Source organism: Nocardia sp. NPDC050799, from assembly GCF_040654015.1.
In the GTDB taxonomy this organism is placed as follows: domain Bacteria; phylum Actinomycetota; class Actinomycetes; order Mycobacteriales; family Mycobacteriaceae; genus Nocardia.
Genome location: NZ_JBFAHF010000043.1, coordinates 21,296 through 41,052 on the forward strand (window position 1 = coordinate 21,296; position 19,757 = coordinate 41,052).

Below are 19,757 nucleotides of genomic sequence, written 5' to 3' on the forward strand. Positions count from 1 at the left end.
GTCGAGCGATATCACCGCGCGTAGTATTACGTAATACACGTATTACGTATGACGGGAGAGCGCGCGGTGATACTCAACAGCAAAGGGCAGGTCACCATCCCCTCGGCCTTACGTGCGAGGTTCAACCTTCGCGAGGGCGACGACGTGGAGGTGATCGAAGTCGATGGCGCACTCCGGATCATCCGGAGCGATAACACCCCCAGCCGCGGCCAGCGGCTGGTCGATCGGATGCGCGGCACCGCCGACAGCAAAGAGATCGAGGGTATGAGCACCGACGAGATCATGGAACTGCTTCGTGGCGACTAACCTGCGTTCGATCGGTGGCCCGACAACGCTGGTCGACTCCTGCGTACTACTGGACGTGCTGACCGACGACAAGAATTGGGCGCAGTGGTCGGCGGAAAGACTGGCCGAGGCAGTCGACTTCGGACGGGTAGTGATCAATCCAATAGTGTACGCAGAAGTGTCGGTCGGCTACGACACGGTCGAACTGCTGGACAGCTTGCTACCGGCCGAGCACTTCGTCCGGGAACCATTGCCCTTCCGAGCCGGTTTCCTGGCAGGCAAGGCCTACCAGCGCTATCGGCGAAACGACGGCACGAAACGCTCCCCCATGCCCGACTTCTATATCGGCGCGCACGCCGCGATGGCCGGTTACCGGCTGCTGACGCGGGACGGGCAACGTTTCAAGGGATACTTCCCGACGGTGGATTTGATCGTTCCAATGCAGTGAACGAAAGCCGCACACCCCTCAGGTGAGCCTCCGATTCAGCTCGACGCTCACCGCCAGGACGTAGTCTGCGGCTCGATCGAACAACCGTGAACGTTCGTCGGACTCATTCGGCTGCACGTCGTCGGCGAATTGCTCCACACCCCGCCTGCCCTCCAGTTCTGGATTCCTTCGAGCCAGGATAGATCGGAGGACATGTGCAATAGGCCGCCGGTCGTCCGGCGGCCTTCCCACTCCGGACCAAGCTACGAGGCGTTACCCGCCGACCCGTGCTCGTCGGCGTCGCGCTCCTCGGTCTGCGCCTTGGCCCATTTGTAGTCGGGCTTACCCGCCGGCGACCGCTTGATCTCGTCGACGAACCACAGGCTGCGGGGCAGCTTGTAGGAGGAGATCTCCCGGGTCAGCACCGGGCGCAATTCCTCCAGGGTGGGGCGTTTGTCGCCACGGCACTGCACCACGGCCGCCACCCGCTGCCCCCAGCGCTCGTCCGGGACGCCGACCACCAGCGCGTCGAATACCTCGGGATGGCATTTCAGCGCACCCTCGACTTCTTCGGGGTAGATCTTCTCGCCACCGCTGTTAATGCTGACCGACCCGCGGCCGAGCATGGTGACCGAACCGTCCTCCTCCACCCGGGCCCAGTCGCCGGGGATGGAGTAGCGGACACCGTCGTACTCCTTGAAGGTCGCCGCGGTTTTCACCGGGTCGTTGTAGTACCCGATCGGGATATGACCCTTGCGCGCCAGCACACCGGTCTGCCCGGATCCCGGGACGACCGGCTTGCCGTTCTCGTCGATCACCGCGGTGGAGGCATCGATCTTCACCCGCGGACCGCCGGTGTGGGTAGCCCCCTTGGCGGCGATCGAGATACCCCCGAAACCGGTTTCCGAGGAGCCGATCGAATCGGTGATCACGGTATTCGGGAGCAGGTCGATGTACTCGTCCTTGAGGGCGGGCGAGAACAGGGCCGCGCTGCTGGCCATCGCCCACAGGTTGGCGTGCTGGTAGGGCTCACCGGTTTCCGGATGGCCGGCCTTCAGCGCGTCCAGCATCGGCCGGGCCATGGCGTCGCCGGTTATGAAGATCATGTTGATGCCGTGCGTGTCCACGGCCTGCCAGACGACGTGCGCGTCGAACTCCGGGATCATGATGGTCTTGCCACCGTCGAACAGACCGTGGAAGACCGCGGTCTGCGAACCACCGTGGATGAGCGGCGGAATCGGGTAGCGCACCATCTGGCCGCCGGCCGCGCCGGTTTTGGCCTGCTGCCATTCGTCCTGGACGTACTCCCCGGTCATGAAGTTGATACCGCCGCCGAGTACCCGCCACCAGTCCTCGTGCCGCCACATCACGCCCTTGGGCATACCGGTGGTGCCGCCGGTGTAGATCATGAAGATGTCGTCGTTGGACCGATCGCCGAAATCCCGCTCACCCGACGACTCCGCCAGTGCCGCTTCGTAGCCCACCGCGTCCGCGGGCGTGGCAGCGTCCGTGCCGTCGTCGACGATCAGCACCGCTTTCAGCTGCGGGACCTTCGACCGGACGTTCACCACCTTGTCGGTGTAGCGCCGCTCGTGGATGAGCGCCACCATGTCCGAATTCTCGAAGATGTACTGCAACTCGTTCTCGACGTAGCGGAAGTTGACGTTGACCATCACCGCCCGCGCTTTGAACACCGCCAGCATCGACTCCACGGCCTCGATGGTGTTGCGCGAGTAGATACCGACCTTGTCGCCCGGCTGGACACCGTGTTCCAGCAGGTAGTGCGCCAGCCGGTTCGCACGGTCCTCCAATTGTGCGAAGGTCACCGAGCGGTGGTCGTCAGCCAGCGCAACCCGGTCCGGCACAAGGTCGATGGTGTGTTCGACGAGGTCGGCTATGTTGTACGTCACAAGGTCAAAAATAGAACGTGTTACTGTTTCTGGCAAGGGTCCGAGTAACAGGAGAAACAACGATGCCTCAATGCCTCGTCGAGAAGCGCGGCCATGTCCTCATCGTCACCATGAACCGCCCCGAGGCGCGCAACGCGCTCTCGACCGAGATGATGGCGATCATGCGGGACGCCTGGGATCAGGTCGACAGCGATCCGGACATCCGCGTCGCGATCCTGACCGGCGCGGGCGGGGCCTTCTGCGCGGGCGCCGACCTCAAGGGCATGACCCAGCAGCACCCTGGTGATTCGTTCGCGGGCGGGGGCTGGGACCTGTCGAAGATCGAGGCCCTGCTGAAGGGCCGCCGACTCACCAAACCGCTGATCGCGGCGGTCGAGGGCGCCGCCATCGCCGGCGGCACCGAGATCCTGCAGGGCACCGATATCCGGGTCGCGGGCGAAAGCGCGAAGTTCGGGGTGTCCGAAGCGCGCTGGGGCCTCTTCCCGCTGGGCGGCTCCGCGGTCCGGCTGGTCCGTCAGGTCCCCTACACGGTTGCCGCCGATATTCTGCTCACCGGCCGGCATCTGAGCGCCGCCGAGGCCAAGGACATCGGCCTCATCGGCCATGTGGTGCCGGACGGCCAGGCGCTGGACAAGGCGCTCGAACTGGCGGACCTCATCGCGGCCAACGGCCCCCTCGCGGTGCAGGCGATCCTGCAGACCATCCGCGACAGCGAATGCATCCCCGAGGAAGAGGCCTTCCAGATCGACGCCAAACTCGGTATGGCGGTCTTCCAGTCCGCCGACGCCAAGGAGGGCCCCAAGGCGTTCAAGGAAAAGCGCAAGCCGAACTTCAGCGGCAAGTAGAGATCTTCCCGGCGGCCACGTCGCCGACCGGTACCGCGCGCCCCGACACCCGGATACGCCGGGGCGCGCGCTCCCCGCTGGAAACGCCGAACGCCTACCGGGGCAGCCGCGGTGGGCACCGAACCTGCCGTTCCTGAAGCGATGATCCCGACTTCCCGATCGGTCTTACCAGCAGCGGTAATCGGTGTCTCGGTACCCGCATGCCTCGTGGTTGAATGCGCTCGCTCATTCACCTCGCGCATCCGGTGGCTCAACGCACAGCAGCAATGTCCCACGATGCGCGGACCACAGGATTCAGGAGCCATTGTGGGACGGAAACCTTCCGAACCGATGCGGCCCGCGCCGTATGGCGTGCCCGGAGCACCCTTCGCCGACGAAAGCGGTATCCACATCACCAGGTACCGCGATCTGGTGGCCATAACCGATCACGAGAAGCGGGGTTTCTTCAGCCAAGCGCTGTCGGCCCATCGGCAGGTGATGGCCGCGATGGGTGTCGACCTACCCGGGGGTGATGTTCATGTCTCATGGCATTTCCCATGGGCATCGGCGCCCCAGGAGTTCGACGGATCACCGGGAAGGCATGCGACCCTGCGTGGCGTTCTGGAGGGATATCTCTCCAACCGCTCCATCCGCGAGCTCGGCCCGTGGATCGAGCAGACGGCTGTGGAGTTGCTGACCGGCCACGTCCTGGAACAACAGGAGAAACACGGCGCGCAGGGTACCGGGACCATAGACTTCGCCCAGTTCACCGACACACTGGCATTCCACACCATGTCCGAGCTTGCCGGGTTCCCCCACGGCCCCGAGGACGAGGCATTCATCAAGACCTACCTCGACGACGTACGGACTCGTACGAGCTTCGCCGAGATGCTCCGGCCCGAGGGTCCGGAAGTTCGTCCGTACTTCGATCGCATCATCGCCGAGCATCGTGACGCTGGTGGCGGTGGGCTGCTCGCGGAGATCGCCGCGGCCCATGACGCCGGACTCATTTCGCGCGACGAGAAGCACGGCCTCATCTTCGGTTGCTGGTCGGCGGGCCGTGATACCACGGCGACCCTGACCGCGTTGATGCTCGGCCTCCTCGCCGAAGCCGGCCTGCAATCCAGCCTACTGAGCAACCTCGGCCCCGACGGCGCCTCGTGGCGGCACAATGTCATCAACGAATCGTTGCGCTTCACTCCGTTCCCCGCCAACGTCGCGGTGTGTATGAAGTCCGTCGAATTGGATGATTTCGTGATCGAGCGGAATTCCGTGGTTACCCTGCACTGGGAAGCGGGCAATCGCGATCCGGAAGCTTTCGGCGAGGACGCTGATCGATTCGAACCGGGCCGGCGGGCCAAGGTGACCAATCTCGGATTCGGTCGTGGTCTGCACTACTGCGTAGGCGCCCCCCTCGCACGATACGAAGCCGATGTCGTGCTGCGCACCGTGGGCAGCATCCTCGGCCACTACGAACTGACCGACTGGGTGCGTGTCCCACGCGTGGTGGATGTGGTCGAGAAAGCCGAGGTCACCTTTGATATCCGGACAGCACTGAACAACCTACGGGAGCTCGGGGCGCTCGCGTGATCGCACCGTTGTGGGCCTGCGACATCAGCGCTGGATGAGCCGGCCGGACCGCACCTGGTCCGGCAGAGCGTGTTCGGGCCGTTCGGCTGTGGCCCGAGCTACAGCCGAACAGCCGGTCGGCCTTGCGCCGGCCGCGGTATCCAGCGGTAGCCGGGGTTCTACTCCGCGCCGGGGTAATTCATGTAGAACGGCTCCCACTGGTGACCGTCGGGGTCCAGGAAGGTCCGGCCGTGCATGCCGACCTGCGCCTCCTGGGCCTGCTTGTCGGTATTGATCTCCTCGGTACCACCGGCGGCCACCGCGGCCGCGGTCAGCCGGTCGACCTCCTCGTCGCTGCTCAGCGACAGCGCGTAGGCGGCGCCGGTGGCGGCCCGGGTATCGGCGATCGGCCGCCGGCTGAAGGTGGCGAAATGCCCATGGGTCAGCAGCATCAGGCAGATATTGTCGTCGACCACGATGCAGGCGGCATTGTCGTCGGTGAAATCGTCGTTGACCTTCCACCCGAGCGCCTCGTAGAAGTTTTTGGACCGCCCCAGGTCGGTGACGGGTAAATTCACGAAAATCATCTTGCTGCTCACGGTGTCGATCCTTTCGGGAGGGTGGTCTGCGTTTCGCCGGCTGCAAAGGTTCAGACGCGGCCCGACCCGGAAAATAATCGTCCCCGGACCGATCCCGAAGAAACAACGCTCGCCACCGGTCTCGGAACCTCGGCCCGCGGAGCGGAGTCGACCCGGCCGAAGCCGACGGTACGGGCGAGGACAACCGGCCGGCGCGCTGCGGACTGTGGCAGCTGGGGCCCGGTGATACCGCTGTGAAACCGACCGAAAAAGGGCGCGTTTCATCCCCTGTTCACATGTCGGTGCCCTGTGCCACAGTGGCACGCATGAGCGAGCAGACCGGCACTGTCGATGCCGATGTCATGAGATCCTTCGAGGTGCACAGACGGGAATTGTGCGCCTACGCCTACCGCATGCTGGGGTCGTCCTTCGAGGCCGAGGACGCCGTCCAGGACGCTTTCACCCGAGCCTGGAAGTCCTACGACTCCTTCGAAGGCCGGGCCAGCCTGCGATCCTGGCTCTACAAGATCACCACCAATATCTGCCTGGATATGCTCGACGGCCCGCAGCGCCGCGCGCGGCCGATGGATCTGTCCGGCGCGTCGACACCGGACCGGCCCTTGCCGCCCCCGCAGCCGGACTACGTGTGGGTCGAGCCCATCCCCAACTCGCTCGCCTTCGGCGCCGATCCCGCCGCGCACGCCACCGCCAAGGACAGCCTGCGCCTGGCGTTCGTCGCCGCCTGCCAGCATCTGCCCGCCACTCAGCGCGCCATCTTGATCATGCGCGAGGTCCTGCGCTTCTCCGCCAACGAGACCGCCGAAGCACTCACCATGAGCACTGCCTCGGTGAACAGCGCCCTGCAGCGGGCCCGCGCCACCATGAGCAAGGTCAAGCCCGCCGATACCGATACCTACGACGAAACCGATAAAGGCCAGCGCGAACTGGTCGAGAATTTCGTGACGGCGTTCGAGTCCTACGATATGGACGCGCTCACCTCGCTGCTGAAAAGCGATGTGGCGCTATCGATGCCGCCCTTCGATCTCTGGATTTCCGGGCCCGAGAACGTGGCCGCCTTCATGCTCGGTACCGGTGCGGCCTGCCGGAATTCGCGGCTGGTTCCGCTGGCCGGGGCCAACGGCCATCCCGCGTTCGGCCACTACAAACCGAGCGGCGAGCCGGGCCGGTGGACACCGTGGTCGATCACGGTGCTGGAGATGCGCGACGGCGTGATCACCGGTCTCAATTTCTTCCTCGACACCGAGCGCTTGTTCCCGCTGTTCGATCTGCCACTGGAATGGACGGAGGAACCGGTGGGCGAACCGGCCTGACGACCGCCACCCCACCACCTGACCGTCTCGGTACCGTCCAAGTGACCACGGGCCTACCGACCAGATGACCACCGACCTACCGTCCAAGTGATCAGCTGGACCGCGTCCAGATGATCATCATCGAGCGGCACGGCGAAATGTTGAAGCTGCCGGCACTGCTCGCGGGGCGGGTGGGCAATCTACTGGTACCGGGAACTTTGGCTGGCCAGTCGGGCCTTTCCCGGACCACGGTGGTGCGCTATATCGAGTTGCTGCACTCGGTTTTCCTGATCAAGAGTATTCCCGCGTGGTCACCCGGGCCGACCTTCCGGGCGATCGGAACCCCCAACCTCGCATTCGTCGATTCCGGAATCGCCGGCACCTCCTCGGACAGGACGCCGCGCATATGGACGACCCCGGCGGTGCCGCCGGTCCGATGCTGGAAAACTTCGTGGCAATGGAACTCGCGCGACAACTGACCTGGGCGCGACAGCGAGCGCGCATGTATCACTATCGCACCAAGGACAAGGTCGAAGTCGACGTGGTGCTGGAGACCCCCGACGGCCGTGTCGTCGGAGTGGAGGTCGAGGCCGGGGCAACAGTACGAACCGAGGATCTCACCGGCCTGCGCAATCTCGCGCAAAAACTGGAGGACAGGTTCGTCGCGGGCTACATCCTCTACACCGGCAAACAGACCTTGCCATTCGGGCCCAAGCTACGGGCGATCCCGATGGACGTCCTCTGGCGGCTCGCTCCATAGCTGCATAACTGCCTGTCACCTGTGACAAGCTGGCGGGTCCGGGGGATCGGGAAGCAGCGATCCGATCTCCCTTGGAAGGACTACTCGGCGCGATTGGTTCCCATCTCGAGATCGCGGCTGTATTCCACGACGAGGTGCGCGACACGGAGCGCCGAGTCCGACCGGACCACGGTGTGCGCGTTGACGGTTCGATAACCGGGTACATCGAGGTCAAGGCACCGGACAAAGCGATCACTCCCGCTCGGCCGAGAGGGCACGACTGGGGCGCGCTTCGGCCGACGACAGCACCGATCTGACCCTGCTCTGACAGGATCGAGAGGTTGCGGCGATCGGATGAACAAGGTCGACACCGTGGGACCGCACCGTTATAGTCCGGATCTGTGAGTGATCCTGGGGGGACTCCTGGCCTACCGGACGTATCAGTTGTGCCTGAACAGGTTCGTACCGTCGGTAGGTATGTGTACGGCCTGGCCGACACGTTGCGAGGGGCGTTGGAATCTGCTGGGTCCGAAGTGGATTCGCTGACCGACGGTTCCTGGGCCGGTGACGACGCCGCCGAGTTCGCGACGGGGTGGTCCGATGTGCGCGATGGTGGAATGCAGATCATCGACGCGCTGACCGGCATAGCGGAGAAACTGGGCGTCAACGCCGACACTTTCGAGGCCACGGACGACGGTACCGCCGACGGTTTCAGCAGTTTGAGGTTGTGAACCGTGCCCTCGGAATTCCAGGTCGATCTCGACCATCTCGACCACATCGTCGGCAAACTGAGAGATTTGGCAGGCTTCCTCAGTGACAACCTCGACGATATCGACGACAAAGTGGCCACCTTGCAGGGCACCGGCTGGGAAGGCCTCGCGGCGCGCGCGTATGCCGATGCGCACCGGCAATGGTCCACCGGCGCCCGCGAGTTTGCCGACGGCGTCCGCACAGCTTCCGACGCAGCCAAGGCGGCCCACGACCGGTACACGCGCGCGATCGACCTGAACAGCAGGATGCTGCGTGGGTGACCCGCTCCGGATCGACTGGCAGATCTATTACGACGCCGCCAAGAAATGCCACGACCTGGCCACCGAACTGCGCGCGGCCGACAAACCGGTCCACGACGCGGTCAAAGGTGATTGCGCCGGGATGGCCGGCGACGCGCCCGGCTGCAAGGAGTGGGGCCAGGCCTATGACCAGTCCGCACGGGAAACGATGCAGGCGTGCACGAACCTGGCGGATGCACTGACCAACTTCGGGTACGTGCTGTACGCGACCGGATACAACTACGGCATCAACGGCAAGGCAAATCCGGCACCGCCGCGCCCGCAGGTCCAGGAGATGACCGAACACAAGGTCAGCATCCCGACCTCGGTGCGCGACAACGGCCTCGGCATCGACCATCAGGGCGGGGTGCAGGAACTCTTCGACGCCCTCATCGCCGGCATCATGAACGAATTCGGCAAACTGCCCAACGGTGATGTCGACGGCCTCGCCAAGGCAGCCCAGGCGTGGCAGACCTTCGCCGGACACGACACGGTCACCGGGACCGCAGGCCGGATCAGCACGATCGTGGGGCTGTTCGACACCATCCAGGACAAAACCAATCTGCAGCCGGTCCTGGACCATCTGGAAACCCTGCGCGGTAGCGCGGACCAACTGGCCGCCGCCACGCAGAACCTCGCCACACCTGTTGGCGTCTACCACTCGGGAATGGTCGAGGTCCGCGGAGAAATCAGCAGGCAGATTACCAATACCGAATGGGCAGTGGGTATCACAGTGGTCGCCGCTGCCGCCGCAGCATTCTTCACCTGGGGAGCTTCGGCCGCCGCAGCCGGCGGCGGCGTGACCGTGATGGTGGGCAACTGCATCAACGCAATCCGCAACGCCTATCAAGCCAGCCGATTGTTCAAAGCGGTCGGACTCGCGACCGCGGCAGCCGGCGCCGTCGGGACCATCCGCGCCTTCGACGCGGTCCCCGACCTCGGCAACACCCTCACCTCCCTCGGTGCCATCATCGCCATGAAAGTCCTTATCGATGATGACGGGACGGGCAACAGCCCCGGGAATCCCAGCAATACACCCGGAAGCAGCGACTATCAACGCCGCCTCGATGAACTGGCGAAAGATCCCGCGAAGAACGGGAAAATAAACCCCCAGTCACAACGAGAGGCCGAGATTGGCCTCGCAGCGGAGCATGACGGCCAACTCGCTGGTCCTATTACCAGAGCTCAGCCCGGTCCGAATGGAGAAGACCAGGGAGAATTCGTAGATTCCAACGGCCAACGCTGGGATGTCAAGAGCTCACCTGACCATCAGCCCAGCTATCGACCTGACGCTGGCAAGGAGATTCCTAACCCTCAAACTGATGATAAGTTTGTAAAGATGATCGAGAAGGACCTCGCAACGGGAGAGAATGTTCTTATCGATCCAGATGGAATGACACCTGCGAGGAAGATTCATTTGGAACAACTGGTGTCGAATCGACCTGAGTGGCAAGGAAAGGTGGTTTGGGGTCGATGAACAGCAAGGGCGAGCACTCTGATGTGCGTGTGCGAATTTGGCCTGAAGATGCTCGTGCGCGGCAAACGCTGGTGGAATACTTGGATGCGCTGGCCGACCAGCCTTCGAGAGATCTGACAGTAGACATTCTGCTGGCCGCAGACGAATGCGATTTTACCGGCGCTGACCTCTCCGGGTTGTTCTTGCAGGGCGCCGCGCTGAACGAGGCAAATTTGCGGGGCGTTCGGGTAATCGAGGCCGACTTGTACCAGTCCTGGCTCAGATACGCAAATCTGGATGGAGCCGACCTGTCCCGGTCGGATCTCCGGAAGGTGCAAGCGACCGGATGCTCAGGGGTGGGAGTTGTTTTGAATGGAGCTCAATTACAGGGAGCATCTTTCGATGATGCCGATTTACGCTATGCGTTCTTACGTGGTGCAAATCTTCATTCTGCCAGTTTTTCGGACGCAAATCTCACCGGCGCAGATCTACGGGACTGCAATTTAGGTTCGACAGATTTCGATGGTTGCAGGCTTGCAAATGCGCTACTGAGCAATGCACGTGGGAAAATATTCGGACCGGTAGACATCGGAGTGACCAAACCGAATCCGATTTCCGGGCCACCTTTGGAATCCTGGCTCGCCGATCAGGGTGCCCATGAGGTCCATGTTTACCGATAAACGACTGATAGCAATTTCGGATCTGACGCGCCTGCTCGATACCGGCGTGGACGTCGATCCTGGTCCGTTTGACCTCGATAATCGCGATCGGAAGATAGCCTGCATATTCGAGGACGAAGTCCGCCCGAAGTGGAGTAGCAGGCGCCAGCGGCTGCTGGAGCCACGATCGAGAAGCTCGGTCACTGCGAGCCGATCACGTCCTGGCCCATTCCGGCATCCACTGTTTCCAGAACAGCGCGCATCGGTGGTGACCCGGAACCCCTCATGGTCTTCGATCTCGTGGTCGAGCAGTGCCCCGCGATGCAGGACGACTGCCTGCGTTTCAGATCGGAAACCGGTAGGTGCGGTCAGGTTGGATCTCGGCAGGGCCGGCGATCTAACCAAGTTGCGAACCGAGCAGGAACTTGTGGATCTCTACAAGGATTTAAGCCGGGAAGGAACACCTTCGTCATTGCCGAATTACAAGGGGGAGGTGAAGCAGCTCCCGGATGGAACGAAAATCGGATCAAGAGAGGAGAGTACGTCGGGCGGCCGTACCATCGACATATACTATCCGGGTAAGACAAAGCCGGTAAAGGTCCATCTTCCATGAACATAGATCCTGCTTATGAGAATTTCCTCTTATACGCTATTTCTGATGACTGGGCGCAACTAGGGGAGTTCGTCGAGCATGCTCGCAAATTTGCCCCGGAGGAGTACTCGAGAGAGTATGTGATCGAATTGGTGCGCGAGTTCCTCGTTCGTGGATATATAGAAATTGGGAATATATCCGATGGGGATCCGGCTTGGGTCCCTTGGGATGTTCCTGTGGAAGAAGCGATTCACCGTATCGCTCACGGATATAACGGTGTAGAGGGTGCGCTGACGGTGCATGAAGCCGATCTCGGCCCGAACGAATTGTTTCGAGCAGCGATCACTGTCCGGGGCCGGGACCGACTCGCAGAGATGGGGGACCCATACGAGACATACGGCGACCCGTGGTTCGATGATCCGTACCTGAACGCTGCCGACTGGGGCTATCCGCCGTATCGGCGGTATTAGGTGAACGAGACGGTGGCGTTGACGAGGTCAATTGGAAGGCGCCGGGTAGCCGCATCCCAGCGGGAGCAGACGGGACGCCCCGACGCGGTAGCGGCCGCAAGATGCAAACACGCGGTATCGGCGTCAAGAGCCACCGCCCAACCGCACTGGTGATGCCGTCCGGGTGGAGTACGCGCCCCCTCCCACCCCCGACGGCCGGGTCGTCGGAGTGGAGGTCAAGGCCGCGGCAACAGTACGGACCGCGGATCTCACCGGCCTGCGCAACCTCGCGCAGAAACCGGATAACGAGTTCGTCGCGGGCTACGTCCTCTACACCGGCGAACGAACCTTGCCCTTCGGGCCCAAACCAGAGGCGGTCCCGATGGACGCCCTCTGGCGACTCGCTCAATAGCTACCTGTCACCGGCTCCGGTACAGCCGGGCCACAGGGGCGAATCTCCGAGTTGTGAGCTACGGCCGGTCGAAACGACCGGAACGGGCGCTCAAGGTGAACATGTCCCAAGCCGCGGAGGAGAAAGACAAAGCCGGGCCGCTGCGATCCTTGGAATCGCGTACACCCACCACATCCCCCTCGATGAACGCAACTTCGACACAGTCTTGGCTGCCGCCGCTGTAGCTGCTCTTGAACCAGTGGGTTTCGGAACGATCAAAGCTCACCGTGCGAACTCCCTTGCCTTCTCGCGAAGCAGTTGCCTGCTTTCCTGCTCACCCAACGCTACCCGGCCCAGGCCCAGATGCGCGCCCCTATACCGCTCGATGAGTGCGAGATCGTCGAAGTACATGGCGCCCGTGTAGCCCTCGGCATAGACCACGGGTGGCTCGATGGGAGCGGCACTCATAGAACCATCGAAGTCCAAGATGGTGAACGGCCCGGTCAGGTCTCCTAGAGGCACACCGGTACCGAACGGAAGGATTCGGATACCGATATTTGCTCGGGTCCCTATATCCGCCAGGTGTCGCAGCTGCGCTTCCATGATTCGGCGGCTTCCGATCACCCTGTGCAGCACCGATTCATCCAGGACGACATCGAACAGAACAGGATCGTTCTTCTTCGTCAGCATGATCTGTCGGCGCCCGCGTAACTCGACTCGCCGAGCGATCTCGCTGTCCGGCTCCGCCGGGTGTGCAAGCCGAGTCAGCGTCCGCGCGTATTCCGGTGTCTGCAATAGCCCGGGCACGAGTTCCTGAAAGGAAGTCAGCTTCCGCGCTCCCGCTTCCAGCCCCATGTACACGTCGAACTTCAGCGGGATCAGATCGCCGTACTGATGCCACCAGCTCTTGCTGTTGCCCTGTTGGGCGAGGCCTTTCAGAGCGTCGATCGTTGTTTCGTCGGCACCGCATACACGGCAGATCGCTTCGATATCCCAGAGCCGGATTCGATCCGCCGCTCCTGTTTCCAGGCGTTGCACAGTGGTGGCGCCGCGTTCGATACGCCGCGCCAGTTCCGCGATCGTGAGCCCGGCGCCCTGCCGTAGGTCCCGCAGATATCGCCCCACTTGGCGACGCGGAAGGGTCGAGCCGATATCTGCCATGACAACCTGCTTTCCCTGGATCACGCCCTCGAATTCGTTCTGACCGGTCTGATCGGATCATCCCCATGCCGCCCCGGCGCCCGCTGATAGTCGCATCCGATCGGGCCGAAATACAACTGCATCAACAAGAATCGTTCCATCCCGAAACGACAGTTCCACACTGGAACAGCTGGGCCGGCCGGGCACATCCATCCCCGGCATTTCGCCCACACCCGGCGTCCGCGTGACCTCGATGTCGTCGGGAACAAAACCCGGCGGGAACCCGGCAGACCTCCCGATAACCCATCTGTTCTGTATCGCACCGATATCCACAAGCGGCATCCGTTTTCTTTGGATGCGCCCGCTTCGATCCATGGATGAGCGCCGCGCGAGCAGCGGATTGCGCTCTCGGCCTTCGTATCAATTCGATCGGATCCTTCGCTGCGCGGCCGGATTCAATGGTGCTTCCGCTCTACTGGGGCCCGGCAGAAGAGCACGGCCCAACGAGAATCGATCGACGATCGGAGGCAACCATGCCGGGGATCCACACCGAGCGGCCCGAGACGTGGGCACCCGCCCTACCGCAGCGAACGCCGCCCAGCCGCCGGACGAAAGAGGCGGCGGCGCGACTCTGGCGGGCGGCCGAATGCTACGACCTCGGCGTGCTCGAACGAGTTGCCCGCAGCCTGCGCGACCTCGACGCCGGTAGCGAGTACCAGACCCGCACCCAGCACGAAATCGATGGAGTCATCGCCCGATACCGCGCGGCCCATCCCGAGGCACGGCATGGCCGCTGACGCTTGCGATCTGCACACCGAACCCTGGGTCCCGCTGATCGCGCTCGCCATCGCCCGGCACGACGCGGACGAACTCGTCGTCCGGTGCCCCGACTCGCTGTTCTGCCTGCGCGGCGCACTGGTCACCGGCGGGCAGATCGCACCGCATTTCCGCAACGTCGCCGGTCTGTGTCCATGGATCGGGGTCGGGGTGCGCCACACCGCGCCTCCGTGCGGTTGCGGGCCGTTCATCACCACACGGCAACTGCGCATAGTCACCCATCACGGCAGGACACCGTGGGGGCCGATCGCCTCGATCGCCTGCCCCGGCGGCTGCCGGGACTTCGCACCGGTCCTGACCGGCCGTATCGGCTCACACGGCCATCGCCCGTGCCCCTGGACCGGTATCCGGTTGATCGAGAAGGGTTTGTATCCACCGCTGCTCACCGCCCAGGACTACCGGTGAACGCCGCGTTCGATCGAGCCACTGCGCAGACGACCCGCGCTCGAGCGATGCGCGGGAGACACGTTCGAGCAATGCGGAGACACGTTCGGGCCATGCGCGGGAGACACGGTCGGCGTGGCGCGGATCGCACCCGGTACCCGATGGCACGGGTGTATCCCGGCAGCCCGTCAGAAGTATGCGTCGTCCGCGTTTTCGCGGAGTGTGCGTTCGGCCTGTTCGATCCACCCGGCGAACACGGCGCCGAAACCCTGCGTACTCGCGGGACGCAGCTCGAGGTGGGTGCGGTTGCGTTGTTCGACATAGCGGCCGTCGCCGGTGATATCGCACCATTGCAATGCGCGATGGCGGTTGTGGGTGGCATGGAAATTGCCGAGCCGGAGGATGGCGTGCCCACCGCCGTCGGCCGGTCGGCGGGCCAGCTGTTCGAAACGGCGGCGTGCGCTTCTGGGGTCGGCGGAGTGCCGGGGGTCCTCGACCGGTTTCACGTCCGCGAGGTCGAAGGTGGCGGGCTTGTCGCGGCCGGGTTCGCAGGGCGGGACGGCGGCGGCGAGCGCGGCGGGAAGCTGGTCGGCGCGCAACAACTGGGCCCGGATATCGCTGTCCTCGCCCCGTATCGCGGTCTGGCTCAGCACGACGGCGTGTGCGTAGGTGCGGGCGCCGACCACACGCAGATCTTTGCGGGTGCGGCCGTCGCCGCCCCGGTGCTTCACCGAACCGAACAGGATCTCGATCCGCATATCGCACTGGGCAAGCGTCTGCACGAGCAAGCGGATCCGCTCCTGTTCGTCGCTATCGCCGCCGGCGCGGACGGTGGCGCGGTGCGCCTCGAACTCGTCGATCGTGGCGAAACGGCTCCGGTAGCGCAGGGGTGTGGGCATACGGTCGTTGCCCTCGTCGAACCAGTGCGCGGCAAAGGTATCCGGTTCCCAGGTCCAGGCCATACGGGTGATATCCGTTCCAATCGAGCGATATCGGCCCCGCGGTCCGAGCAGCGGGGGCGGAGGGCGGGTGGTTGCGGGGTGAACAGCGCAACCGAGGTCGGCGGGCCGCACGCCCGGTCCACGTCCACGCTGTGTCGTGGCCGGGATGCGGCTCCGAGGTCCGTCGGCCGATCAGAAACTGGGAGGTCGTTCGGCGGGACCGGCGGCGGGGGCATCGGCACCGAGCACACCACCGGGAATAGTCCGCGGTTCCTCCCCAAGGAGTTCGCGGGTGTTCTCCTCGTTGATCAGATAGTCGGGGGTCTGCCGGTCACGCTCGTCGTCCCCGGAGCCGCCGCGGCCGGCACCGGGCGAGCCCATCATCGGCATACCGCTACGCCCGGGCGAACCGGACGCGGTCCTGGTGCCGGCGGTGGCCGCCGGCACCGCGGTCGACGGCGCACCCGGTACGGTCCGGCCCGGCCCGGGGGCACCCGGGCCGGGGGCACCCGGCCCGGGAGTCCCCGCGGGACTACCGGGACTGCCCGGGGTGCCGGTAGGCATGCCGGTGGTGGTCGACGCGGGAGTCACGGCAGGGCTACCGGTGTTGCTCGGCACCGTGGCTTGCGGTGTGGTACTCGGGGTTTCGGTTGTCGCCGACTGCGTATCCTCCGAGGTGGTGCCGGTGTCCTCGCCGGTCGGCTGCTGCTCGCCGGGCTGTTCCGCCCCGGGCGTTTCCTGCCCCGGCGTACCGGGCGTGGGCGAGGTGCCCGCCGGAGAGGGCCCGTTGTCACCGGTGGTGGTGTCACCCGGAGTACCACCGTCGTCCACCGCGACCGGGTCCCGTGGCTGCGGCAGCACCGGGACCTGGGCATCCGCGGAAACCGCCGGGGTCACATAGTTGGTGGCCATATGCTGGTGGGCGCCCTGTTCCGCCGCCGACACTCCCCCGTCACCGTCGAACCAGTCCCCGGGGACCCACCAGCTCTGAGGATCGTCCACGACCTCCGGCATGCCGTTCTTCGTCGACAGGACAGCGGCGACCATATTGTCGACCCGGTAGGCCAGCCCCCACAGTGCCGGCGACAGATTCGTTGCGTCGGTGGCGTAGTCGGCGATCGACTGCCGTGCCGTCTCCGCCGCCGGGCCCGACCACGCCGACTCGCTGGACCGCCGGATCCGGGCGGCGAACACGGTGACGGTCTCTTCCCAAGCGGTGGCGATCGCGGCGTAATCGTCGCGGGCGTAGGTCGCCTCCATCGGATCCATCGCATCGAAGACTTGTTTGATCTCGGTATGCGAATGCGCGGCGGGGTTCTCCCGCGCATTGTTCTTCAGGATCAGCGATTCCTCGTAGCCTATTTCACTCATTTCGGCACCTGCAATCCCTGCGGAGCGGATGCCATGACCTCGTTGTACCGCGACGCGAACTCGCTATCGGTATCCAGGTAGCGCTGCGCGATCACCCGATGCATCTCCTGAATGCTGTCCACGATCTGGTAGTGGCGTTCCAGGATGGCGTGGACGCTGTTCCCCGACTCATCGCCCTGAGCTTTACTCCGAAACCGTGAGACCAGAACCTTACCGGTCTGTATCCAACTACCAGGGTCCTCGCCCAAACCCCACTTATCGCGGCTGGCTATCCCCTCGGCGGTCCGTTGCATCGCCCGAATCTTGTCCTTCATGGCTTCGCAGTCCCGGTCGATATAGACGAATTCCTCAGCATTCACCCGGACGTCGCTATTGAAGGACACCGATAACTGGCCTTCGCTGGCCGCATCGATTACGCCCTGCATGGGACGCTTTTCCTCATCTGCCACGAGCCACCCCGATTTCGGTAATCGAACTCATCACCATGAACGCCTCTATGCTCCGGGCTGGATCAGCGGTAGCACCTTCTCCGCTAGGCGCGTCGCGATATCGCACGAATTCTGGTCCCCAGTAAGACGGTTGGACGGCGGATTGTCGACCAAGAATTCCAAACTTCCCCCCACCAGTTCCGCGTTCAGCGTGCAGCTGGTCGGCCCCCCTTGCTTCGCAATGATGACCGCTCGGCCATGGACCGCGGTTTCCCGCGCCCCCGGTACAGCCTTCTCCCGAACCATGTCGAGCGTCAGGTTCGTCGCGCTGACACTCGCGGCGTAACCGTCGGACATCACCCAGCCACAGCCGCTCCAGGCGATATCACCCCGCCGCATCTCATCCCGATCCAGATCGAGTCCCGTCACGTGCAACCCCTCCGAATCCAGTACCTCCTGCGGGATATCGGTACACGGATCGAACCCACTCGGCACTTGCGGCGCAGCCGACTGACCCGCCGACGTAGAAGGTTCCGCGGAACCACCGGTAGACGTCCCGCACCCCGCCGCCACCAGGACCACACTCGCCCCGGCCACCACGGCACACGCCGACCTTCGCACGATGCCCAATTCGTTCCCCTGCGTGCCGATCCCGGAACTGGTACCGCAGGATCGGACCGGCTCCTCCGCCCCCGCGAGCTTGCAGCGACCGTATCGAACGTTTGTCCACGTCCGCAAGCGAAACCACCGCCTCCGCACCGCGAACCACCCGCACCCCATACCTGTAACCGCACCACCCGGAGCCGGGCCATCCCGTTCGGCGTGAGCCGTCGCCGTGAGATCACCCGGTGGCGTGCCGCTCGGTGCTGTCGTTCCAGCGCAGTCCAGCAGCCGAAGACGCCGGCGCAACAATGGAGAAGATGGCACAGAGCTGGGCAATGCGCCCGCTGCCGGGCCGAGGACACAAGCAATAGCGGACGCGGTTCCGCGCGGAAACGCGATCGCGCGATGGTGGTCGACGCCGGCCGGGCCGGGAGAGTCGGCACCGGATCAAGAGTGCGGTGGCCGAGGGAGTCCTCGGCGCGGTACCGGCAACTGAACAACGCCGGACCGGCTCGGCGATGTGGATGTCCCGGGGCGGCTCCTACCGGACCGCGCGGTGACGCCGCGGGTGCGGCCCGATACCCGCCGGGCGCCTCCGGCGGGTATCGGAAGAGAGCGTTTTCTGGAACAAGTTCACCGGGTGCCGACCAGCGGCGCCAACCGCTTCAGTTGTTCCACATCGGGCACCGAGACCAGCAGCATGGTGACGCCGGCGGCCTCCCACCCCGCGATCTGCTCACGCACCTGGGTCTCGTTGCCGATGATCGCGGTCTCCAGCACCAGCTCGTCCGGCACCGCCGCCGCGGCCTCGGCCTTCTTGCCCGCCTGGAACAGCGTGCCGATCTCGTCGACTTCCTTCTCGTAACCCATCCGGCGGTACACCTGCGCGTGGAAATTCAGTTCCGGTGCGCCCATCCCGCCGATGTAGAGCGAGGTGATCCAGCGCATCCGTTCGATCTCGGCCGCCGGATCGTCGGTGATGATCACCTGCGCGGTCGCGGCGATCTCGAAGTTCTCCCGCGAACGCCGGGCACCCGGGCGGGCGAAGCCCTCGTCCAGCCATTCGTTGTACACATTCGCCATGCGGGGGGTGTAGTAGATGGCCAGCCAGCCGTCGGCGATCTCCGCGGTCAGCGCCACATTCTTCGGCCCTTCCGCACCCAGCCAGATCGGCAGATCTGCACGTAGCGGATGGGTTATCGGTTTGAGCGGTTTACCCAGACCGGTCGCGCCCGCGCCGTTGTAGGGCAGCGGATAGTTCGGGCCGTCGTTGGTCACCGGACCCTGCCGGGCCAGCACCTTGCGCACGATATCGACGTATTCACGGGTCCGCTGCAACGGTTTGGCGAACGGCTGCCCGTACCAGCCCTCCACCACCTGCGGGCCGGAGACGCCGAGACCGAGAACCGCCCGCCCGCCGCTGAGATGATCGAGGGTCAGCGCGTGCATGGCGGTGGCGGTGGGGGTCCGGGCGGACAGCTGCACCACCGAGGTCCCCAGCCGCACCCGCTCGGTCGCCGAACCCCACCAGGCCAGCGGGGTGAAGGCATCCGATCCCCAGGACTCGGCGGCGAACACCGCGTCGAACCCGGCCTCCTCGGCCGCCACGACGACCTCGGCGGCATGTTCCGGCGGCCCCGCGCTCCAGTACCCGAGTTGCAATCCGAACTTCATATCCGACCCCTTCCGGCCTACTGCTTGCCAGCAGAATAAGAACCTGTTCTACTCGATATCGTGAATCAGGGGAATACTGCACCCACGGTAATTACGCAGGAACGCCCGCCGGGACTGAAACCGAGCGATGTGCTCAGTGCG

General features: G+C 64.4%; 24 protein-coding genes. 15 read left to right on the forward strand and 9 right to left on the reverse strand.

What is annotated here, in order from left to right; translation table 11 throughout:
• Window positions 1-48 precede the first annotated feature (48 nt).
• Window positions 49-306 carry an AbrB/MazE/SpoVT family DNA-binding domain-containing protein gene (locus tag AB0H42_RS30960; RefSeq protein WP_357062504.1) on the forward strand — a complete coding sequence of 86 codons (258 nt, stop codon included), beginning with the start codon at window positions 49-51 and terminating at the stop codon, window positions 304-306.
• Window positions 296-733 carry a PIN domain-containing protein gene (locus AB0H42_RS30965; protein ID WP_357062506.1) on the forward strand — a complete coding sequence of 146 codons (438 nt, stop codon included), beginning with the start codon at window positions 296-298 and terminating at the stop codon, window positions 731-733. The genes AB0H42_RS30960 and AB0H42_RS30965 overlap by 11 nt, the downstream gene beginning before the upstream one ends.
• A 242-nt stretch (window positions 734-975) precedes the next feature.
• On the opposite strand, the gene AB0H42_RS30970 is transcribed toward AB0H42_RS30965, so the two are convergent.
• Window positions 976-2,622, reverse strand: coding sequence for an acyl-CoA synthetase (locus tag AB0H42_RS30970; RefSeq protein WP_357062508.1), 1,647 nt, complete (start codon window positions 2,620-2,622; stop codon window positions 976-978).
• Window positions 2,623-2,684: 62 nt separating this feature from the next.
• On the opposite strand from AB0H42_RS30970, the gene AB0H42_RS30975 reads away from it, so the two are divergent.
• Both AB0H42_RS30975 and AB0H42_RS30980 read left to right on the forward strand, forming a co-directional pair.
• Window positions 2,685-3,467 carry a crotonase/enoyl-CoA hydratase family protein gene (locus tag AB0H42_RS30975; RefSeq protein ID WP_051164274.1) on the forward strand — a complete coding sequence of 261 codons (783 nt, stop codon included), beginning with the start codon at window positions 2,685-2,687 and terminating at the stop codon, window positions 3,465-3,467.
• Between the two features lie 306 nt (window positions 3,468-3,773).
• A complete protein-coding gene (locus AB0H42_RS30980; RefSeq protein ID WP_357062510.1) occupies window positions 3,774-5,036 on the forward strand; it encodes a cytochrome P450 in 1,263 nt (420 codons plus the stop codon).
• A gap of 158 nt (window positions 5,037-5,194) precedes the next feature.
• On the opposite strand, the gene AB0H42_RS30985 is transcribed toward AB0H42_RS30980, so the two are convergent.
• Window positions 5,195-5,614, reverse strand: coding sequence for a VOC family protein (locus tag AB0H42_RS30985; RefSeq protein WP_357062512.1), 420 nt, complete (start codon window positions 5,612-5,614; stop codon window positions 5,195-5,197).
• A 305-nt stretch (window positions 5,615-5,919) separates the two neighbouring features.
• On the opposite strand from AB0H42_RS30985, the gene AB0H42_RS30990 reads away from it, so the two are divergent.
• The 9 genes from AB0H42_RS30990 to AB0H42_RS31030 all read left to right on the forward strand — a co-directional run bounded on the left by AB0H42_RS30990 (window position 5,920) and on the right by AB0H42_RS31030 (window position 12,259).
• Window positions 5,920-6,924 carry a sigma-70 family RNA polymerase sigma factor gene (locus tag AB0H42_RS30990; protein ID WP_357062514.1) on the forward strand — a complete coding sequence of 335 codons (1,005 nt, stop codon included), beginning with the start codon at window positions 5,920-5,922 and terminating at the stop codon, window positions 6,922-6,924.
• Between the two features lie 110 nt (window positions 6,925-7,034).
• Window positions 7,035-7,382 (forward strand): DUF4143 domain-containing protein, encoded by a 348-nt coding sequence (locus tag AB0H42_RS30995; protein ID WP_357062560.1) that lies wholly within the window; start codon window positions 7,035-7,037, stop codon window positions 7,380-7,382.
• Window positions 7,340-7,663: a DUF4143 domain-containing protein gene (locus AB0H42_RS31000; protein WP_357062553.1), complete on the forward strand. Its 324-nt coding sequence runs from the start codon at window positions 7,340-7,342 to the stop codon at window positions 7,661-7,663. Before AB0H42_RS30995 ends, AB0H42_RS31000 begins: the two co-directional genes overlap by 43 nt.
• Window positions 7,664-8,088: 425 nt before the next feature.
• Window positions 8,089-8,373 carry a WXG100 family type VII secretion target gene (locus tag AB0H42_RS31005; protein ID WP_357062516.1) on the forward strand — a complete coding sequence of 95 codons (285 nt, stop codon included), beginning with the start codon at window positions 8,089-8,091 and terminating at the stop codon, window positions 8,371-8,373.
• Window positions 8,374-8,376: 3 nt separating this feature from the next.
• On the forward strand, window positions 8,377-8,673 hold the full coding sequence (locus tag AB0H42_RS31010) for a WXG100 family type VII secretion target (protein WP_357062518.1): 297 nt from the start codon (window positions 8,377-8,379) through the stop codon (window positions 8,671-8,673).
• Window positions 8,666-10,168: a hypothetical protein gene (locus tag AB0H42_RS31015; RefSeq protein ID WP_357062519.1), complete on the forward strand. Its 1,503-nt coding sequence runs from the start codon at window positions 8,666-8,668 to the stop codon at window positions 10,166-10,168. Before AB0H42_RS31010 ends, AB0H42_RS31015 begins: the two co-directional genes overlap by 8 nt.
• Window positions 10,165-10,827, forward strand: a complete 663-nt coding sequence (locus tag AB0H42_RS31020; protein ID WP_357062521.1) for a pentapeptide repeat-containing protein — start codon at window positions 10,165-10,167, stop codon at window positions 10,825-10,827. The genes AB0H42_RS31015 and AB0H42_RS31020 overlap by 4 nt, the downstream gene beginning before the upstream one ends.
• A gap of 588 nt (window positions 10,828-11,415) precedes the next feature.
• Complete coding sequence (locus tag AB0H42_RS31025; RefSeq protein WP_357062523.1) at window positions 11,416-11,868, forward strand: hypothetical protein; 453 nt, start codon at window positions 11,416-11,418, stop codon at window positions 11,866-11,868.
• 163 nt (window positions 11,869-12,031) lie between these two features.
• Complete coding sequence (locus AB0H42_RS31030) at window positions 12,032-12,259, forward strand: hypothetical protein (RefSeq protein WP_357062525.1); 228 nt, start codon at window positions 12,032-12,034, stop codon at window positions 12,257-12,259.
• Window positions 12,260-12,317: 58 nt separating this feature from the next.
• Here AB0H42_RS31030 and AB0H42_RS31035 read toward each other — a convergent pair whose 3' ends face one another.
• Both AB0H42_RS31035 and AB0H42_RS31040 read right to left on the reverse strand, forming a co-directional pair.
• Complete coding sequence (locus tag AB0H42_RS31035; RefSeq protein WP_357062526.1) at window positions 12,318-12,524, reverse strand: DUF397 domain-containing protein; 207 nt, start codon at window positions 12,522-12,524, stop codon at window positions 12,318-12,320.
• Window positions 12,521-13,399 (reverse strand): helix-turn-helix transcriptional regulator, encoded by an 879-nt coding sequence (locus tag AB0H42_RS31040; RefSeq protein ID WP_357062528.1) that lies wholly within the window; start codon window positions 13,397-13,399, stop codon window positions 12,521-12,523. Before AB0H42_RS31040 ends, AB0H42_RS31035 begins: the two co-directional genes overlap by 4 nt.
• Before the next feature lie 512 nt (window positions 13,400-13,911).
• On the opposite strand from AB0H42_RS31040, the gene AB0H42_RS31045 reads away from it, so the two are divergent.
• Together AB0H42_RS31045 and AB0H42_RS31050 are read left to right on the forward strand one after the other, a co-directional pair.
• Window positions 13,912-14,175, forward strand: coding sequence for a hypothetical protein (locus AB0H42_RS31045; RefSeq protein WP_357062530.1), 264 nt, complete (start codon window positions 13,912-13,914; stop codon window positions 14,173-14,175).
• Window positions 14,165-14,620, forward strand: coding sequence for a hypothetical protein (locus AB0H42_RS31050; RefSeq protein WP_357062531.1), 456 nt, complete (start codon window positions 14,165-14,167; stop codon window positions 14,618-14,620). Before AB0H42_RS31045 ends, AB0H42_RS31050 begins: the two co-directional genes overlap by 11 nt.
• A 167-nt stretch (window positions 14,621-14,787) precedes the next feature.
• Here the strand turns inward: AB0H42_RS31050 and AB0H42_RS31055 are convergent, their stop codons facing one another.
• The 5 genes from AB0H42_RS31055 to AB0H42_RS31075 form a co-directional block, all read right to left on the reverse strand.
• Window positions 14,788-15,561 (reverse strand): ESX secretion-associated protein EspG, encoded by a 774-nt coding sequence (locus tag AB0H42_RS31055; protein ID WP_357062532.1) that lies wholly within the window; start codon window positions 15,559-15,561, stop codon window positions 14,788-14,790.
• Between the two features lie 171 nt (window positions 15,562-15,732).
• Window positions 15,733-16,911, reverse strand: a complete 1,179-nt coding sequence (locus AB0H42_RS31060) for a hypothetical protein (RefSeq protein ID WP_357062534.1) — start codon at window positions 16,909-16,911, stop codon at window positions 15,733-15,735.
• A complete protein-coding gene (locus tag AB0H42_RS31065) occupies window positions 16,908-17,360 on the reverse strand; it encodes a hypothetical protein (RefSeq protein WP_357062535.1) in 453 nt (150 codons plus the stop codon). The genes AB0H42_RS31060 and AB0H42_RS31065 overlap by 4 nt, the downstream gene beginning before the upstream one ends.
• 45 nt (window positions 17,361-17,405) lie before the next feature.
• The gene (locus tag AB0H42_RS31070) at window positions 17,406-18,119 is read right to left on the reverse strand and encodes a DUF3558 domain-containing protein (protein WP_357062536.1); all 714 of its coding nucleotides are present in this window, start codon (window positions 18,117-18,119) and stop codon (window positions 17,406-17,408) included.
• A 456-nt stretch (window positions 18,120-18,575) separates the two neighbouring features.
• Complete coding sequence (locus AB0H42_RS31075) at window positions 18,576-19,616, reverse strand: LLM class F420-dependent oxidoreductase (RefSeq protein ID WP_357062538.1); 1,041 nt, start codon at window positions 19,614-19,616, stop codon at window positions 18,576-18,578.
• Window positions 19,617-19,757 lie beyond the last annotated feature (141 nt).

What these genes read in the sequence shown, in the direction of transcription:
- AB0H42_RS31045 (WP_357062530.1), top strand. Translation starts at nt 13,912, where the DNA reads ATGCCGGGGATCCACACCGAGCGGCCCGAGACGTGGGCACCCGCCCTA.
- AB0H42_RS31000 (WP_357062553.1), top strand. Translation starts at nt 7,340, where the DNA reads ATGCTGGAAAACTTCGTGGCAATGGAACTCGCGCGACAACTGACCTGG.
- AB0H42_RS31020 (WP_357062521.1), top strand. Translation starts at nt 10,165, where the DNA reads ATGAACAGCAAGGGCGAGCACTCTGATGTGCGTGTGCGAATTTGGCCT.
- AB0H42_RS30990 (WP_357062514.1), top strand. Translation starts at nt 5,920, where the DNA reads ATGAGCGAGCAGACCGGCACTGTCGATGCCGATGTCATGAGATCCTTC.
- AB0H42_RS31040 (WP_357062528.1), bottom strand. Translation starts at nt 13,399, where the DNA reads ATGGCAGATATCGGCTCGACCCTTCCGCGTCGCCAAGTGGGGCGATAT.
- AB0H42_RS31050 (WP_357062531.1), top strand. Translation starts at nt 14,165, where the DNA reads ATGGCCGCTGACGCTTGCGATCTGCACACCGAACCCTGGGTCCCGCTG.
- AB0H42_RS30960 (WP_357062504.1), top strand. Translation starts at nt 49, where the DNA reads ATGACGGGAGAGCGCGCGGTGATACTCAACAGCAAAGGGCAGGTCACC.
- AB0H42_RS31060 (WP_357062534.1), bottom strand. Translation starts at nt 16,911, where the DNA reads ATGAGTGAAATAGGCTACGAGGAATCGCTGATCCTGAAGAACAATGCG.
- AB0H42_RS30975 (WP_051164274.1), top strand. Translation starts at nt 2,685, where the DNA reads ATGCCTCAATGCCTCGTCGAGAAGCGCGGCCATGTCCTCATCGTCACC.
- AB0H42_RS30995 (WP_357062560.1), top strand. Translation starts at nt 7,035, where the DNA reads ATGATCATCATCGAGCGGCACGGCGAAATGTTGAAGCTGCCGGCACTG.
- AB0H42_RS31055 (WP_357062532.1), bottom strand. Translation starts at nt 15,561, where the DNA reads ATGGCCTGGACCTGGGAACCGGATACCTTTGCCGCGCACTGGTTCGAC.
- AB0H42_RS31075 (WP_357062538.1), bottom strand. Translation starts at nt 19,616, where the DNA reads ATGAAGTTCGGATTGCAACTCGGGTACTGGAGCGCGGGGCCGCCGGAA.
- AB0H42_RS31070 (WP_357062536.1), bottom strand. Translation starts at nt 18,119, where the DNA reads ATGGGGTGCGGGTGGTTCGCGGTGCGGAGGCGGTGGTTTCGCTTGCGG.
- AB0H42_RS31025 (WP_357062523.1), top strand. Translation starts at nt 11,416, where the DNA reads ATGAACATAGATCCTGCTTATGAGAATTTCCTCTTATACGCTATTTCT.